This window comes from Pedobacter sp. MC2016-14 (assembly GCF_020991475.1).
Taxonomy (GTDB): Bacteria; Bacteroidota; Bacteroidia; order Sphingobacteriales; family Sphingobacteriaceae; genus Pedobacter.
This window is the reverse complement of sequence record NZ_JAJMPA010000002.1, coordinates 706368-722930: the sequence shown is the minus strand read 5'-3', so window position 1 is coordinate 722930 and position 16563 is coordinate 706368. Positions and strand designations below refer to the sequence as shown.

Below are 16563 nucleotides of genomic sequence, written 5' to 3'. Positions count from 1 at the left end.
TAAACAGGTATAATTAAGGCAGTAGATTTTGTTTCAGAAGGCTTTCAAGCTGTTCGTTAGCCTCAATCAGTTTAGCAGTTAGCTCCTTATTCTCCTTTCGAAGTATGTAAACTTCAAAAGCTTTTTCAATACTAATCTTCAATTCCTCCTCCATCCAGGGCTTTTGAAGATACCGATATACCTTTCCCCTGTTAATAGCATCAATTACGGCAGTAATATCCGCATACCCAGTCAACAATATCCGAATGGGGTCCGGATAATCAGGAATAATAGATTCCAAAAATTCGATTCCCGTGGTTATGGGCATTCTTTGATCTGTGATCACAATATTGATCTCTTCAGTATCCAGAATTTTTCTCCCCTCAACAGCAGATTCCGCAGTAAATACATTAAACACTCTCCTAAATCCCGCTTTAAAGGAGTTTAGATTATGAATTTCATCATCTACATAAAGAACGTTGATTGACTGATTATTCATATAAAAAACATTAGATGCTAAATATAACAGACTTTTTTTTACGAAAGCAATTTTTGGCGAAGCATAAATTCAAGTTGTTGATTAACGACGGTAAGTTTCTCGTTTAGTTCCTTATTTTGCTTTCTTAGAGAAAACACTTCATAAGCTCTTTCGAGATTAAGCCTCAATTCATCGTCTTGCCATGGTTTGGTGATGTATAAATAGACTTGACCTTTATTAATTGCATCAATAACTGCATTAATATCAGAATAACCAGTTAGTAAAATCCTTATCGGATCAGGATATTTCTCAATAATGGATTCCAAAAATTCAATTCCGGTCATCACAGGCATGCGCTGGTCTGTAACAATTACATGGATACTTTCTTCTTTTAACACCGCTAATGCATCTGCTGCGGAGTCAGCCGTAAAAACATTAAAACACCTTCTAAATGAGGCTTTAAAGGCATTCAAATTATGAACTTCATCATCTACGTATAGTATATTTATATCCTGTTTGTCCATCATAAATCAAAATTACGCAATTTTTGAATTAAGCACCTCAAAGACGCATTAATATGCTAAATATAGCTATTTTTGCTCTATTGAATTAATTTATCAGGGGTTTACAATAAATTTTCCATGCTATTATCTGAAAACCAATCAATAGAGTCTCAACTTTGTTATGAGCCATTATTTTATAGAATCCAAAATCAGGATCAAGAAACCGCACTAGAAAATTTATTAGCGCAAAATCCGACGATACAAATACACGATCAAATCAGCACACAGCTTGATGATCTGTTAAAATCTAAAAATCCGGAGCTCAAGAAGCCATCACGTAAACAGATAGATGAGCTCAAGGATAAACATTTAGCTGGCCAGGATTTATCTAAATATGGTGTTTGGATATATTACCCCTGGAGCAACAAATTAATTCATGCACTCGATGCTGAAGAATTTATTGAGGTTAGAACAAATCGAAACCGATACAAAATAACAAGAGAAGAACAGGCTTTACTCCAAAGTAAAAAAATAGGCGTTGTTGGACTTTCTGTTGGCCAATCTATAGCGCTTACATTAGCCATGGAGCGTACATGCGGTGAGTTAAGACTGGCAGATTTTGACACCGCCGAATTAAGTAATTTAAACCGGCTTCGTACGGGCATCCAAAATTTAGGATTGCAAAAAACTGTTATTGCAGCCAGAGAGATTGCGGAAATTGATCCATTTATTAAAGTTCGAATCTTTAACGACGGTCTTCATCAAGGTAATATAAACGAGTTTTTTACCGGCGGAGGAAAGCTTGATTTGTTTGTAGAAGTCTGCGATGGTCTTGACATCAAAATTGAAAGTCGATTTAAAGCCAGAGAATTAAATATACCTGTGGTAATGGACACCAATGACCGGGGTATGCTTGACGTGGAGCGTTTTGACCTTGAACCTTCCCGTCCTATACTTCATGGATTGGCAGACGGCTTAGATCCAGAAAACATAAAGGGCTTAACAAATGAAGAAAAAATACCTTTTGTGCTTAAGATGATCGGAGCAGAAAGTATTTCTACCCGCTTAAAAGCCTCTATGCTCGAAGTAGAACAATCCATCAACACCTGGCCGCAGCTGGCCTCTTCTGTAGTGTTAGGAGGTGCATTAACCACTGATGTCTCACGCAGAATTCTTCTTGATCAATATCACGAATCAGGCAGATACTATATTGATCTTGACGAACTTGTTGGTGATAAAAAACCAGCCCCTGTAGACACCAGTAAATACGATGGTCCTGCGGCGCTAACTTTTAATGATTTAGAACAAATCGCAGGAAAATACAAAAAGGAGGTATTTCCTGTAAAAATTGATAGCAGCAATCTCGAAGATATCGTAAAATCCGCTACGCTCGCACCATCCGGTGGAAATGCACAGCCCTGGAAATTTTTGTTCGATAGAAACATGCTTTTTATTTTTCATGATCAGCATCACTCCTATTCTTTACTTGATTACAATAATTTAGGCTCCTATGTTAGTTTCGGAGCAATGTTAGAAAATATCAAGGTTACAGCCAACAAACTTGGCCTTAAAGCAAATGAAGATATCTTACCTTTAAGTGATGACCAACGGCTCATTGCCGTATTGTCATTTGAGCAGACTACGCCCAATGCAGAATTGCTTCACCTGGCACCTATAATTGGCAGCAGAATTACCAACAGAGATGTTTCTGAAAGAGTTTTATTAACTGAAGATCTCAAGAGTCTACTCAGTAAAACAGCAAGCGAAATTACTGGTGCCGGATTAAAAATATTTGAAAATGAAGAAGACCTGATCGAATTCTCTGAAATTTTAACCAATACAGAGCGACTTCGCTTTTTACATCCCCGCGGGCATTACGATACCTTTGTTAAAGAACTTCGTTTTTCAGCAGAAGAAATTCTAACATCCGCAGATGGATTGGATGTAGCTACCTTAAATATGAAACAAAGCGAACTTGCTGCTTTAACTATAGCGAAGGATCCCAAAGCAATTGAATTTCTACATGAACTACAGCAGGGACATGGTTTTAAGAAAATATCCAAAGAATCTATTTTAAAAGCATCGGCTATTGGCGTAATTACGATGGACGGACACGAGGGCTACGATTTTCTGAAGGGAGGAAGAGCGTTGGAAAAAGTCTGGCTTGAAGCAAATTACCGCGGTATTTCTTTCCAGCCCATTTCGCAAATAACCTTCATGAATGAGTTATTTCTAAGCCCAAATGAGTCAGAATTTAATGAATATGAAAAAAAGGAAATGAAAAACATTAGTGAAAGATTCTACAAAATACTTTCTCTTGAAAACACCAGGTATCCCATATTCGTTTTCAGGCTAACATTAACAAACACACAGCCTATCAGATCGTTAAGGAGACCATTGGCAAAACAATTATTCATCAAACACTAAATCTTTATCTATAAAGAATGCTAAAAGTAAGGATGTTCAGGGCCATAGACGATTTAGCGTCCTGCACTAAATTTGCCCAGGGACATGCAAAAGTATTACTCGATTATGGTGTAACAAAGGTTACTTCCTCAAGTACAGATTGGTTTTATAATCCTGCAGTATACGTCATTGTAGCCGAAATGGCCGACACCAATGAAACTGTAGGTGGAATAAGGATACATATTGCCGATGGAATCACCAGATTACCTATGGAAGATGCGGTAGCTATGGTTGATAAAAGCGTTTACGGCCTGATAGATAAATATACTGCTGCTGGTACCGCTGAGCTCTGTGGCCTTTGGAATGCAAAAACTACTGCTGGCTGGGGTATTGGCAGTTACATATTAATGAGGGCGGGCATCAGCATTATACCGAAGTTAAATTTATCAACTTTGTTTGCACTATGCGCTCCACATACGCTCAACATAAGCGTAGAAAAAGGTTTTGAAGTAGAAAAATCAATAGGTAATGAAGGCACTTTTATTTACCCAAAATTAGATCTTGTAGCTACAAGTATCATCATCAAAAATACCGACACGCTGCCATTAGCACTACCTTCAGAAAAAACACTTATTTTTGATCTGCGAGAAAACCCATTGATCACACGCATAGAAGCAAGTCAAAAAAGAGAGTTAGAAATTAGTTATCATCTACTTAAATAATTAACGAATTCAAATTATCCTCATTTAAATACCAATCATTCAATGCTAAAATTCACTTTTGTCTTTATTTTATGTATCATCAGTAATTTTAGTTACTCGTTTGATAGGGTGTTAAATTTAAATGACAACCAGCGCCCAGAACTAATTGGAACCTATATTTCATATTTAGAGGATAAAGACAATACCTTTACATTTAACGAGGTATTAAAAGCTAAGAATTTTATTACAGCAGACAAAGAAATTGTAAACTTCCAAGTTTCTCCTTCCACGTTTTGGCTTAAATTTACGGTTAAAAATGACGGCAGATCAACAGATAACTTGCTGGAAATTATCCAACCTTTATTAGAAGAAATATACCTCTATACGCCACTTAAAAACGGGCAATACCACCTCACTAAGCAAGGAGAAAAGTTCCCATTCTATCAAAGAACCTACACGCAAAGCGTAAATTTCTTGTTTAAGCTTAATTTAGCCCCGGGAGAAACCAAAACATTTTACTTAAAAGTACGAGGACACAAACAGATATTATTGCCAATTAAAATCATTAAATCGGACACGCTCTCATCAGAAGTTTCAGATCAAACACTTTGGTTCGGAATTTACTGCGGCATCATACTGGTTATGTTTTTATATAACTTGTTTGTATATTTCAGCATCCGGGATAAAAGTTATCTATACTACGTACTTCACACCCTCTTTATTGGTATTACACAAGCTTCCTTAACAGGCTTTACGTATAAATACATTTGGTCAGAAAGTCCTTGGTTTGGCAATTTCAGCGTCTTCTTACTTACCTGCCTGGTTAGTATAGTTGGCGTACAATTTCTTATAGAATTTATGCATATGAAAAAAATAGCCAAAAAGCTTTTCATATTGCTAAAAATATTCCAGCTCATTTATGTCATTTTCATCATTACAAGTCTTTTAGGTTTTTATTCTTTAACCTTTAAACAAATATTATCCACGCAATCGATTGTAGCCGTAGCCATACTTGGAATCTCAGTATATCTATACAGAAAAGGCTATGCGGAGGCAAAATACTACTTAATTGGTTGGACATCCTTAATGATTGGGATCGTTGTATATGTTTTAAAGGATTACGGTATTATCCCCTACAATACCATAACAGCCTACGCAATACTTTTTGGTTCAGCTGCCGAAGTTACGCTACTGTCTTTCGCCCTTGCAGATAAAATTAACATCTTTAAAAAAGACAAGGAGCGTTCACAAGAAGAAACACTAAAAGCCCTGCAGGAAAATGAACGGATTATCAGAGAGCAAAACGCTATTCTTGAGGAAAAAGTTATGGAGCGTACAGAAGCTTTGGAACAAACAAATCATACTTTAAATGATACGTTATACAACCTGAAAGAAGCACAATCACAGTTGGTAGATTCCGAAAAAATGGCTTCGCTTGGTCAGCTTACCGCAGGTATAGCACATGAAATTAATAATCCAATCAACTTCGTAACTTCAAACATTAAACCTCTTGAGTTGGACATCAACGACCTTAATGAGGTAATTTCAATGTATGAGAAACTCGACTACGACGGAGATCTTGCGAAACAGATTTCAAGTATAGAATCCTTCAAACGAAAAATTGACATCCATTATGTAAGAGAAGAAATCAAATCCTTGCTTTCCGGAATTGGAGATGGAGCAAAACGAACTGCAGAAATTATAAGAAGTCTTAAGAATTTTAGCCGTTTGGACGAAAACGATACCAAACCTGTGGACCTTAATGAAGGATTAGACTCTACGCTTGTACTAATAAAGAGTACATTCCCTTCCTACCTTAGTGTTGTTAAAAATTATCAGGAGCTGCCTGAGGTAGAATGTATGCCCGGAAAAATCAATCAGGTTTTCATGAATTTAATCACAAATGCTGTACAAGCCATAAAATCAAAGCCTCAGCATAATGCAGAAGAGTTTATTACTATTACAACCTGGAAAGAAGACCAATACGTTAAAATCAGCATAAAAGACTCTGGCACAGGCATGCCAGACGAAGTAAAACAAAAAATATTTGAACCATTTTTTACTACGAAAGATGTAGGAGAAGGAACAGGTTTGGGTTTATCCATCGTTTTCAGAATTATTGAAAGTCACCATGGAAATATAGATGTGCAAACAAAAATAAATGAAGGTACAGAATTTATTATTACCTTGCCTTTAAACAATAGATAACTCCTTTTATTATGAGTGCACCAACTGTAAGGGTTCTATATATTGATGATGAGGAAAATAATTTAAACTCATTTAAAGCTAGCTTTAGACGTCAATATGAAATTTATACAGCAATTTCTGCCTTTGAAGGATTAAAAATACTTCAAAGTGTTTCTATCCAGGTAATTATTGCAGATCAAAAGATGCCTGGATTAACTGGCGTAGAATTTTTTAAAAGCATTACAGAAACCTTTCCCGACCCTATTCGTATTTTATTAACTGGTTATACAGATGTGGAGTCTTTAGCTGATGCTATAAATCATGGTGACATTTACAGATACATTACAAAACCATGGAATGACCTTGAGTTGCACAATTCTATAAAGAATGCTTACGATGCTTACAAAGCAAAGATAGATCTTAGAAATAAGGTATCAGAGTTAGAAAAAACCAACGACGAACTCAACAGATTCATTTACAGCATTTCTCATGAATTAAGAGCGCCTCTTGTATCAGTAATTGGCGTCCTGAACCTCGTAAAAATGGAAGATCTTTACCATTCAAGTGGTGAGTACTGGTCTATGATAGAAAACTGTTCAAACAAGTTGGATTACTACATCCAGAAAACACTTCAATACTACAAAAACAACAAAACGGTTTCTGAAAATACCGATATAGATTTCAATACCCTAACGTATGACCTGCTGGAAGTTTATTCCCTGGCAGATCGCGAAACAGTTTTTAAAATAAAGATTGATCAGCAGCATCGTTTTTCGGGAGATGCTTTTAGAATAGAGGTAATTTTAGGCAACTTGATTTCTAATGCAATAAAATATCAGAAAGAAGAAGAAACCCATAAAAAAGTAAGCATTGATATTCAGGTTACACAGCTGGAGGCAGAAATTATTATTAACGACAATGGTATTGGCATTTTAAATGAGCATTTGGAAAGGATATTTACTCAGTTTTTTAAAAGCAGCACATTGAGTGGCAGTGGTCTGGGCTTATTTATTGTTAAAGAAGCCCTCAACAAAATCAATGGAAAAATAACAGTGAGTTCTGATGAAATTAATGGTACTACTTTTAAAATAAATATACCAAATGCCCAATCCAACTAAAACAAGCAGGGTAATGCTTATAGATGACAATGAAGTAGATTTAAAAATCCACTCCAGAATAATTACCCTTACCAAATTATTTGATCAAATTATCCAATGTAATTCGGCAGAATCGGCCTTATCATATCTTCAAAAAAACCTAAACACACCAGAAGAGTTGCCAGATTTCATCCTGCTTGATATACAAATGCCAGACATGAACGGATTTGAATTTTTAGAAGCTTATAAAAGATTTCCTAATGAATTAGCCAATCACTGTTCAATTGCCATGCTTTCCTCTACACTTGATTTTGGGGATATTAAAAGAGCAGAGGCTAATGCTTATGTGGTTAAACTTTTAAAAAAGCCGCTCAATCCAGAAGAACTCAGAGAACTAATTAATTTGTATTCTTAAACACCGCAATTAACTTTTTGCTGCCTGTCACCAGTGCAACTACAAGCAGTCCGGCAACTAATCCAATACCGAATTCTTTAACAACTCCAGGTACAGTTGGAAGTAAATGGTGGAAATATTCCACGTTGTGAACAAAAATACCTCCCGACACCAGAATTAGGGCTATCGTACCCACTACAGCTAGTATACGAATAATGATTGGTAACGATTTTACCAGAAAGCGCCCCAAACCAGCGAGAAACCCTTTTTCATTGGCCTTTTTAATCAATTTGTAGCCTGCATCATCCATCCTTACAATCAATGCAACTATACCATAAACACCAATAGTTGCCAAAATTGCAACTACAGATACAGTCAAGATCTGTATAGATAAACTCTCTTCCAAAACGGTACCCAAGGCAATAATTACAATTTCTACGGATAAAATAAAATCGGTCAGTACTGCAGATTTAACTTTGGCTTTTTCAGCATCAGTATCATTTTGCTCACGCTCATCCACTACTTCATGACCTTTTTTTGGACGATGAAATAAATATTCTACAATCTTCTCAACACCTTCAAAAGCCAGGTAAGCGCCTCCAAGTAATAAGATGAATTTAATGGCTATTGGAAAAAACACATTTAAAATCAAGGCTACCGGAACAATAATAATCTTGTTAACCAGAGATCCTTTAGTAATTGCCCAAAGTACAGGTAGTTCTCTGGACGATAAAAAACCTGTGGCTTTTTCAGCATTTACAGCCAAATCATCCCCTAAAATCCCGGCGGTTTTCTTTGTCGCTACTTTTGCGGCAACAGAAACATCATCCATTAACGCACCTATATCATCTAAAATTGCAAAAAAACCTGAGGCCATTTATCTATTATTTTTTTATGGCGCAAAATGCAGATTTTAATTCAAGAAAGCCTTATTTTTTGGAAACAAAATCACGCTATTATACAAGTTATTCCAACTTCAAAATCTATAATTGAGCAAACAGATTACAGCATTAATTGATGGAATACTCATCAAAGCCATAGAATGCTATTTTACGCAATTACCTTAATCTATTAAAAAAGAGGATGCATCAAATCATAATTTTGACACATCCTCTTTAACAATACAGGTTTATATTTTTTTACTGTACCTGCACATTCATTAGCTTCAACCAGCCATCAGCAGTAATGTCGCCATTAACCGCCAGCCTTATTCCTGGTTGGTTATCTTTAGTAGTATCAACAATTGCTACAGCCCAGGTGTAGCTTCCTGCTGGCACGCCCAAAGTAGTTTTGAATTCGTATCTTACCGGGGCATTCTTCAGCCAGGCAGAAGGCTCGCTATTTTTATCAACATAAACCTTCTTCACGCTGCCATTGGCATCCAATAAAGCAAATGCCACCTTATATTTAAAATTCCATTGCGGAATATTGTTAGGTAAATAACCCCAGCCCATATTTCTCCAGCGGTGGGTAATAGTCGTTTCAGCACTACCGCTCACTTGCTCTGGCAAATAAATCTGATCCGGATATATACGATAGCCTCCTTCAGAAATAAAACGTTGTACTAGAGAAAAGGAATTAGCAAACCAACTTTCAATATCTCCAATGCGGAAATCCATCATATTTACAGCCGCTTCTAATGAGGCGTCAAACTCCCCCTTTCTCACATCCTCCGGGTGTCCCTCTCTATATTTACCACTTGGATCTATCCAATAACGGTGCGTGCCACTTGTAATCCATCCGCCTTCCATCAGGATTGGGCGTTTAAAATTCCAGGCTTTAGCAAAAGCCTTTTCCCAGCTTTGGTAGTAATCAGTCATTCCAAAGGCATCCTGTCTAAGGCTGTATCCTTTGTTAATCATTTTGTTTAATAACCTGTCGGTATTTGGGTTTACAGAACCCCAGCTAACCGGATCTCCAACTACCCGGTGATAGTTTATCACCAAAGGTATCTTTGTAAATGTCCGCACATACAGATCTGAAACCCAATCTATAACTTCCTCTTTAGCCACTTCCGTATTTTGTCCCGCGGGAGTATTCGGATCTGCATAAATAACGTTATGCGCTTCGCCCCATTTACCTAAACCATACGCATCAATAAACGATGTTTTAACCGGATCATTAAAATCTGCTGCCAGCTCTTCAATAAACTTTGCGTAGTGCTGCCTAAAAATTGCATCCTGAGGATAAGGTGTTTTACGGTTGGGAAAAGAAGCATTCTCAACATAATATTTTGCACCGGCATCAAATACAAATTGTGGCGTGTTCAAGCCTTGGTCACGTCCATCTACAACAACACGAAAAGCGATTGGCAAACCCCGGCTTTCAGCTCCTTTGATCATCTTATAAAGTGCAGTACTCGGGTCTCTCCAGGCATATACCCCGTTAGACGGATTAAATGTAGCCCAACTTGTTCGAATGTAACAAGCAGAGGCATAGTCTATCGCCTTAACCCTTTTTCCCAAATCAGGGACATAATATTCAGTATCCCAATAAGCAGGTACACCTGACCCCGATCCATACATTACCCAGCCATTTAGTGGATTACGAAAAGTAGTACTTCTATTGTAGCTAGGTTTTACAAGTGTTCCCTCAAATTCCTTTGTATCATTATCCGAATTCTTTTTGCAAGCAAAAAGCATAATACATAGGGCCATCGAAATTGATTTTAAGCCCATTATTTTATAGTTTATTTTCTTCATCTGTAAATAATTTATGTTGACTACTCAAAGTCAAAAAACCTATTTTGAGAGTATTGCCACATCTTACTGAATTCTTACATGCCAGATATGACAATACGCTATTAATTTCATTGGAAACCGTAATTAACGCTTTGTGGCAACGTATGTTCTGTTTCTAAGATCCAGAACCATAAAGTTAGTACCAGAAGGCAGACTGAAATACGCGTCACGTTCACTACTGCTGTAGCCACTATATACAGTGTACGAAATACCCAGTGTAACAGCTGTGTTCGTAGCGGTATTATTCCCTGTATATACATACGTTTGGTTAGTTGGAGCAACACCAAATTTTGTCCTGCCAGTCAAAGCTGGTCCCGAGTAAACAAATATTTGTGGGTCAGCAAGACTTTGTGTCCAACTACCAGCTCTCCAAGCCCAGCCTGTAGGCTCACCGTAAGTCCACAATGCATTAACTTCTGTTGTAGTTGCAACCGCATTAAGTATCCAGTTCACAGAAGCCGGTTTAAGATCCTGGGCTGGAGAATAAATTGTGGCGGTGGCTTTCTGCATGTTCACCACCACACGATACTTCCCAGCGGTTTCAATTTTCCACCCGAAAGCATTTTCACGTGTTTTAATAGCCACTGCTGTGCCGTCTTTCAAAGCTGTAACTCCATCAGCGGTTGCTATATAATTAGTAGCTCCTTTATATTCTACAGGAATTTCTAAATCCCCCGGCTGGAGATTTAGGACATAGGCATACTGATTTGCATTTTCAAGTGTTTTAGGCATCTCAATCCTGGTACTACCTAAAATTGCGCTCCCGGCCAAAAACACCTTATCCGCATCGAACACGATGGTTTTAATTGGTGTAACATTAACTCTCATCGTCCGTACTTCCGGAGCTTCAAATGTAGATCCGCCTTCCCATTCGGCAACAACCCTAAACTCCAATGTAAAAGTCTGATTAGCTGGAATTTTCCATTTTTCATTTGCCCAATTTTGCAATTGTTCTGAAGTAAAGCTCCTACCGTACACGCCATCATCTTCATAATTCATAATGGCGGTTGATGTACCGAAGTTATTACCCACTACGTCTAACCTCGTTGTATAGGTCACCAAATGATCGTCCGATTGTGCTCTGGCAGGCTCCCATGTAAAGGTAACTATACCTTTAGACAGGTTATTTTCATCCAGGGCAATGGCAGTAGATGAAGCTTTAAGCTCCATTTTTTCCTGCACTTTTTCAATGTCTTTAACGTCCTTTTTACAGGCAAAAAAACAAAGCACTAAGCTCAAAGACAATAAAGTTTTATGTAAATAGTTTATACTTTTCATGATGTTGTTAAATCATTTTTCTATTTTAATTCTATAATCATTTAGAGGCAAGGTATTGTGCTTCCTCTTAGTCGTAACCTGGATTCTGAGGGAATGGTGCATCCCGGTTGGCATCTCTAATGGATTGAGGAATTGGCCACAGCGCATGATTTTCGGTTACCTTATTCTGGATTGCCGGATTATGAGCCTTTACACGATCAACATATTTTTTGGTCCGCACAAGCGTAAACCTTCTGCTTTCTTCACCCACCAGTTCCCGGATGCGTTCATCCAAAAGAAAATCCATGTCCATTTGAGCAGCTCCCACATCAGTAGCATTAGCTCTTCTGCGCACCTCATTCACGGCATCAGCTGCCTTCTGAGGGTTGTTCTGCCCCAAATATGCTTCAGCTAAAAGCAGATAGGTTTCGGCTAAACGGAATTTCATCCTATCCTTATAACTACCAGTTAAGCTTAAGTTCTCGGCGCGTCCGTAAAAAAACTTAGTAATGGCCGGAAATAACGTTTTGGTACTAAACCAAGTTTGTTCTGTAATATTGGCCTTTTTGCCAAATAAAGCAGTTTCACTAGGATTGTTATAATACCAACTACGTTTAATGTTATAATTTGAATTCCGGATGTCTGTAGCACCAAAAATACCGGTAACATTTCCATCTGCATTCGTGCCGTTTGTTCCTGTCCACCATTTCATAGGCACTAACTGTGCAACACCTCTACCACCTAAGGTATCCGCCAAAGCAAAACCAGTTATGGAAGAGTAATTTGGTATCCATGCTCTACGCGTCCAATCATCAGAGTTGGTACCTCCACCTATAACGTTAAATTGAAATTGCAATACCCAAATACTTTCTCTATTGGCAGCTGTACCCAATCTATTCTGGTTATTCTCTAAAAACAAATCATTAAAAACATCCCCGGCTTTATCTTTGTTAACGCCAAATCTGGTTTTCATCAAACCATAGCGCCCACTATTAATAACAGCCAATGCAGCTTGTTCCGCAGCAACATAATCACCCTGCAATAAATAGATTTCGCTTAATAAATGACTTGCAGCCCACTTGGTTAATTTGCCGTCTTTTACCTGATCTGGATTGATTGGGAGATTGTCTACCGCAAATTTTAAGTCGTCTACCATATGCCCTATCACTTCCGCTTTTGGTGTACGGGTAAAATTCAGCTTAAAATCGTACAATATGGTTTCTACATAAGGTACATCTCCGTAAAGATAGACTAAGGTACGATAAGCATAGGCTCTGAAAAAGCGAGCTTCGGCCTGGAAACGTACTTTATCTGTCGGCGAATCCCAGTTGGTGTTCTTTTCAGAATAAACAAGCATCAAATTCGCCGAAGCAATCAAGCTGTAGGCCCAGTTCCAATAGGTGCTCACAAACCGCTCTGTTGGCAAAAGCGTTAAGTTAGCAAAAGCCATTAAAGAGGCATCACTATTAATTGCGTCTGCAATATCCGTGGCGGCTTGCAAAGCTTCATAAGGAGCAGCTCCGTTGTGGATATATGCGCCGCCTTCGCCATATGTATTATATTCAGAACGGGTAAGTGCATAAAATCCAGCACTCCCAACTTCAAAACCATAAGTACTTGTATAAGTATTACTTGGAGCCAATTCAGTTTTTAACTCTTCTTCTAAAAACTTTTTACAGCCACCCAGCGAGACCAGTATAATAAGTGCAATACTTGTTGTTATAATATTTTTCATTTTTGTAATGTTAGAAGTTCACATTTAGACCGAACATATAAGAACGTGCTGTTGGAAAAGAAGCCATCCAGGTGTTGTCGTAATTAAGTACCTGCCTGATGTTAGAGAAGGTATGCAAATTATTAACACTGGCATTGATGTCAACACCACTCAAACCTACCTTTTTAGCTATATTTTGAGGGATCTTGTATCCAAAAGTGATATTTCTAACTTGCACATAATTTACTTTTTTGTAATAACCATGTCCCTGGCTATTAAGATACCCCGGAGAAACAATAGTCGCATTTGGATTCTCTGGTGTCCAATAATTAGCATCGTGTACGTAATTGGTAATTCCGAAAGTCCAGGCACCCATGTTGGCCATATGATCGTCACGCCACACTCCAAAAACCCCTGTTACCAGAGCGGAGGCATAAAAATTCTTGTAACTTAATCTATTGGCAAAGGATGCATTGTAACGTGGATTTTTAGAGCCAATAACTTTCCTGTCATTGATGTTGATCACGCCATTACCGTCTACATCTTCCAGCTTAGCGGCACCAGCCGCCGCCCCCGGTTGTGAGGAGTATTGTTCTCCTGTTTGCCAAATACCAACCATGTTATAATCATAAAATACCCTTAGCGGCTTACCTATAAACCAATTGTTGTTAATGTCGTCTTTCCCATCCCCTCTTAATTCTACAATTTTATCGCGGTTCAGCGAAAAAACTGCTGTCGAGCTCCATTTAAAATCTTTCTTATCGATGTTAACGGTGTTTAATGTTACTTCGAAACCTCTATTCTGAGTTTCCCCGATGTTATCATAAATTCTGCTGTATCCGTTCATGATGGGTACAGTACGTGTCATTAACAAATCTGTTGTTCTTGATTGATATACGTCAATGGTACCACCCAGTCTGTTTTTAAACAATTGGAAATCCAGTCCTATGTTGGTAGAATAAGTAGTTTCCCATTTCAGGTTTGGGTTACCCACACCATCACCAGCTAAATATGCCGTATTTATCGGTGTTCCAGTATCACCAAATATGTACTTCACGTTTGAGTATAAACGATCCAGTGATCGATATGGAGGTATGGCCTGGTTACCATTAGCGCCATAAGAGAGACGTAATTTTAACATACTTAACCAACTCAATTTATCTTTCAGAAAACTTTCTTCACCTATTTGCCAGGCAGCGGCAGCAGCAGGGAAAAACGCATATTTATTATTTATCGCAAAAACAGAGGCACCATCCGAACGGCCGGTTAACGTTAATAGATATCTACCTTTATAACTGTAGTTTAAACGACCCATATATGAAAGCAATGCGGTTTCTTCCAATCCCGAACTGTTAGCAATATTACGTTCAGCTTTACCCAGCATGAAGTATTCGGTGTCATCCGTCACAAAACCTTGTCCACTTTGAGATGACGCAATTGCTTTAGTTTGCTGAATACTAAAAAGACCAGTAGCATCAAAACGGTGATCACCCAATTCGCGCTCGTATTTCAGTATATTTTCCCAGGTATAGTCAGTATAGTGCGAATTGCTGATCGAAGCACTACCTCCCACTAAACCAGCTTGTTCTCTACCATCAAAAGTATTACGTCCATAGTAAGTTCCGTTAAAACCGCTTCTGTAATTATACCCAAAGTTTGATCTTCCAGACAGTCCCTTTACCGGCAGTAGTATATTGGCATAACCAGAAAGAAAAAAGTTGCGGTTAACCCTATCCTGAATGGCATTTACATTTCGCATCGGATTGGCAATAAGAGAATATTCCATCGGCTCCGGAACATAATTACCTGAGGCATCTTTGTAACTACCATAGGGGCTTTGCTTTATGGCATGTTCTATATTCGGCGTAATACCTCCGTCGCTCCTCTGCGTAAACTGCATACCTATGCCAATGGTCAACCACTTGTTAAAAGTTTGATCAAGATTGGTCGTCATGTTTAATCTGGACAAACGAGAATTATATACCACTCCATCCTGGTCCAGGGCAGCCAGAGAGGCCATATATTTTGTAGTTTCTGTTCCGCCCGAAATACTCAACTGATGGTCCATGCTGATTGCTGATCTAAAAATATAGTCCTGCCAATTGTTAGTGATGCCATTGATATAATTTCCACGTTCAGTAACACTGATGATGTCTCCAGCTACAGGATCTAGTAAAGAGCCTGTGTATCCTTGTCTTAGCCTTCCAATATCTTGTTGAAAACGGATATATTCATTTGGCCCCATCACCTCTATTTGTTGCATCGGTTCAGCTACGCCCAGCTGTCCACGATAAGAAACCTGAGCTTGACCTAATGATCCTCTTTTAGTTTGTATCAGGATTACACCGTTAGACCCGCGCGACCCATAAATGGCAACTGCAGAAGCATCCTTTAAAATACTCAAATTCTCAATGTTGTTTGGATCCAGGTCAGCCAGAGCACCACTATACGGAATTCCGTCCAAAATGATTAGTGGATTGTTATCAGCGGAAAGAGAATTTTCCCCTCGGATTACCAAGGTTTGGGCTGCACCAGGTGCTGCATTACCAGTTGTAATACTGAAACCGGCAACCTGGCCTACCAATCTATCCATCAAGTTTGGTGTAGAAACCATCCCCAACTGATCTTTACCTACTACCGCCAATCCCCCGGTTAGATCTTTCTTTTTAGCCGTACCATATCCCACTACTACTACCTGATCGAGTAATTTATCTCCGGACATCTTCACATTTAAAATTCCAGATGGATTAACTTTAATTTCCTGGGCATCGAAACCAATGTAAGAGAAAACTAGAGTAGCAGTGGCTGGAGCCTCTACAGCATAATTTCCATTGTTATCCGTAGATGTTCCTTTAGCAGTTCCTTTAACGAGTACTGAAACCCCAATCAGTCCCTCCCCCTTGTCATCAGTAACTTTCCCTTTAACAGTAATGAGGTCTGTTTTTTGTGAATAGCCATAATTTGTTGCCAGCAGTAACACCCCAACAACCATTAAACAGCTCTTGAGCTTAATGTGTAATTTTTTTAACATTTAGATTTATTTTGGTTTAGATTAAAACTTTACAATCAGTATCTTCTCTTTCAATAACTGAATAAAAATCGAACT

At 38.3% G+C, this 16563-nt stretch carries 12 protein-coding genes; 5 read left to right on the top strand and 7 right to left on the bottom strand.

Annotated features, from left to right (window positions below; all coding sequences use genetic code 11):
* Window positions 1–13 precede the first annotated feature (13 nt).
* Together LPB86_RS15155 and LPB86_RS15150 are read right to left on the bottom strand one after the other, a co-directional pair.
* Complete coding sequence (locus tag LPB86_RS15155) at window positions 14–478, bottom strand: response regulator (RefSeq protein ID WP_230645423.1); 465 nt, start codon at window positions 476–478, stop codon at window positions 14–16.
* Window positions 479–516: 38 nt separating this feature from the next.
* Entirely contained in the window at window positions 517–981 is a 465-nt protein-coding gene (locus LPB86_RS15150; RefSeq protein WP_230645477.1) for a response regulator, read from the bottom strand.
* 117 nt (window positions 982–1098) lie between these two features.
* Here LPB86_RS15150 and LPB86_RS15145 point away from each other — a divergent pair, with 117 nt between their 5' ends.
* Genes LPB86_RS15145 through LPB86_RS15125 form a run of 5 tightly spaced genes read left to right on the top strand, consistent with a single transcriptional unit; the run spans window position 1099 to window position 7766 of the window.
* Window positions 1099–3387 carry an Rv1355c family protein gene (locus LPB86_RS15145; RefSeq protein ID WP_230645421.1) on the top strand — a complete coding sequence of 763 codons (2289 nt, stop codon included), beginning with the start codon at window positions 1099–1101 and terminating at the stop codon, window positions 3385–3387.
* Window positions 3388–3404: 17 nt separating this feature from the next.
* Window positions 3405–4088 (top strand): hypothetical protein, encoded by a 684-nt coding sequence (locus LPB86_RS15140; protein WP_230645419.1) that lies wholly within the window; start codon window positions 3405–3407, stop codon window positions 4086–4088.
* A 42-nt stretch (window positions 4089–4130) separates the two neighbouring features.
* On the top strand, window positions 4131–6275 hold the full coding sequence (locus LPB86_RS15135; RefSeq protein ID WP_230645417.1) for a 7TM diverse intracellular signaling domain-containing protein: 2145 nt from the start codon (window positions 4131–4133) through the stop codon (window positions 6273–6275).
* A gap of 11 nt (window positions 6276–6286) precedes the next feature.
* The gene (locus tag LPB86_RS15130) at window positions 6287–7372 is read left to right on the top strand and encodes a hybrid sensor histidine kinase/response regulator (protein ID WP_230645415.1); all 1086 of its coding nucleotides are present in this window, start codon (window positions 6287–6289) and stop codon (window positions 7370–7372) included.
* A complete protein-coding gene (locus LPB86_RS15125) occupies window positions 7356–7766 on the top strand; it encodes a response regulator (protein ID WP_230645413.1) in 411 nt (136 codons plus the stop codon). Before LPB86_RS15130 ends, LPB86_RS15125 begins: the two co-directional genes overlap by 17 nt.
* Here the strand turns inward: LPB86_RS15125 and LPB86_RS15120 are convergent.
* The 5 genes from LPB86_RS15120 to LPB86_RS15100 all read right to left on the bottom strand — a co-directional run bounded on the left by LPB86_RS15120 (window position 7750) and on the right by LPB86_RS15100 (window position 16488).
* A complete protein-coding gene (locus tag LPB86_RS15120; RefSeq protein ID WP_230645411.1) occupies window positions 7750–8622 on the bottom strand; it encodes a DUF808 domain-containing protein in 873 nt (290 codons plus the stop codon). The two genes, LPB86_RS15125 and LPB86_RS15120, sit on opposite strands and share 17 nt — an antisense overlap.
* 262 nt (window positions 8623–8884) lie before the next feature.
* Complete coding sequence (locus tag LPB86_RS15115) at window positions 8885–10447, bottom strand: DUF4832 domain-containing protein (protein WP_230645409.1); 1563 nt, start codon at window positions 10445–10447, stop codon at window positions 8885–8887.
* Between the two features lie 123 nt (window positions 10448–10570).
* Window positions 10571–11764, bottom strand: coding sequence for a SusE domain-containing protein (locus LPB86_RS15110; RefSeq protein WP_230645407.1), 1194 nt, complete (start codon window positions 11762–11764; stop codon window positions 10571–10573).
* Between the two features lie 67 nt (window positions 11765–11831).
* A complete protein-coding gene (locus tag LPB86_RS15105) occupies window positions 11832–13478 on the bottom strand; it encodes a RagB/SusD family nutrient uptake outer membrane protein (protein ID WP_230645405.1) in 1647 nt (548 codons plus the stop codon).
* Window positions 13479–13488: 10 nt separating this feature from the next.
* Window positions 13489–16488 carry a TonB-dependent receptor gene (locus LPB86_RS15100; RefSeq protein WP_230645403.1) on the bottom strand — a complete coding sequence of 1000 codons (3000 nt, stop codon included), beginning with the start codon at window positions 16486–16488 and terminating at the stop codon, window positions 13489–13491.
* Window positions 16489–16563: the final 75 nt, after the last annotated feature.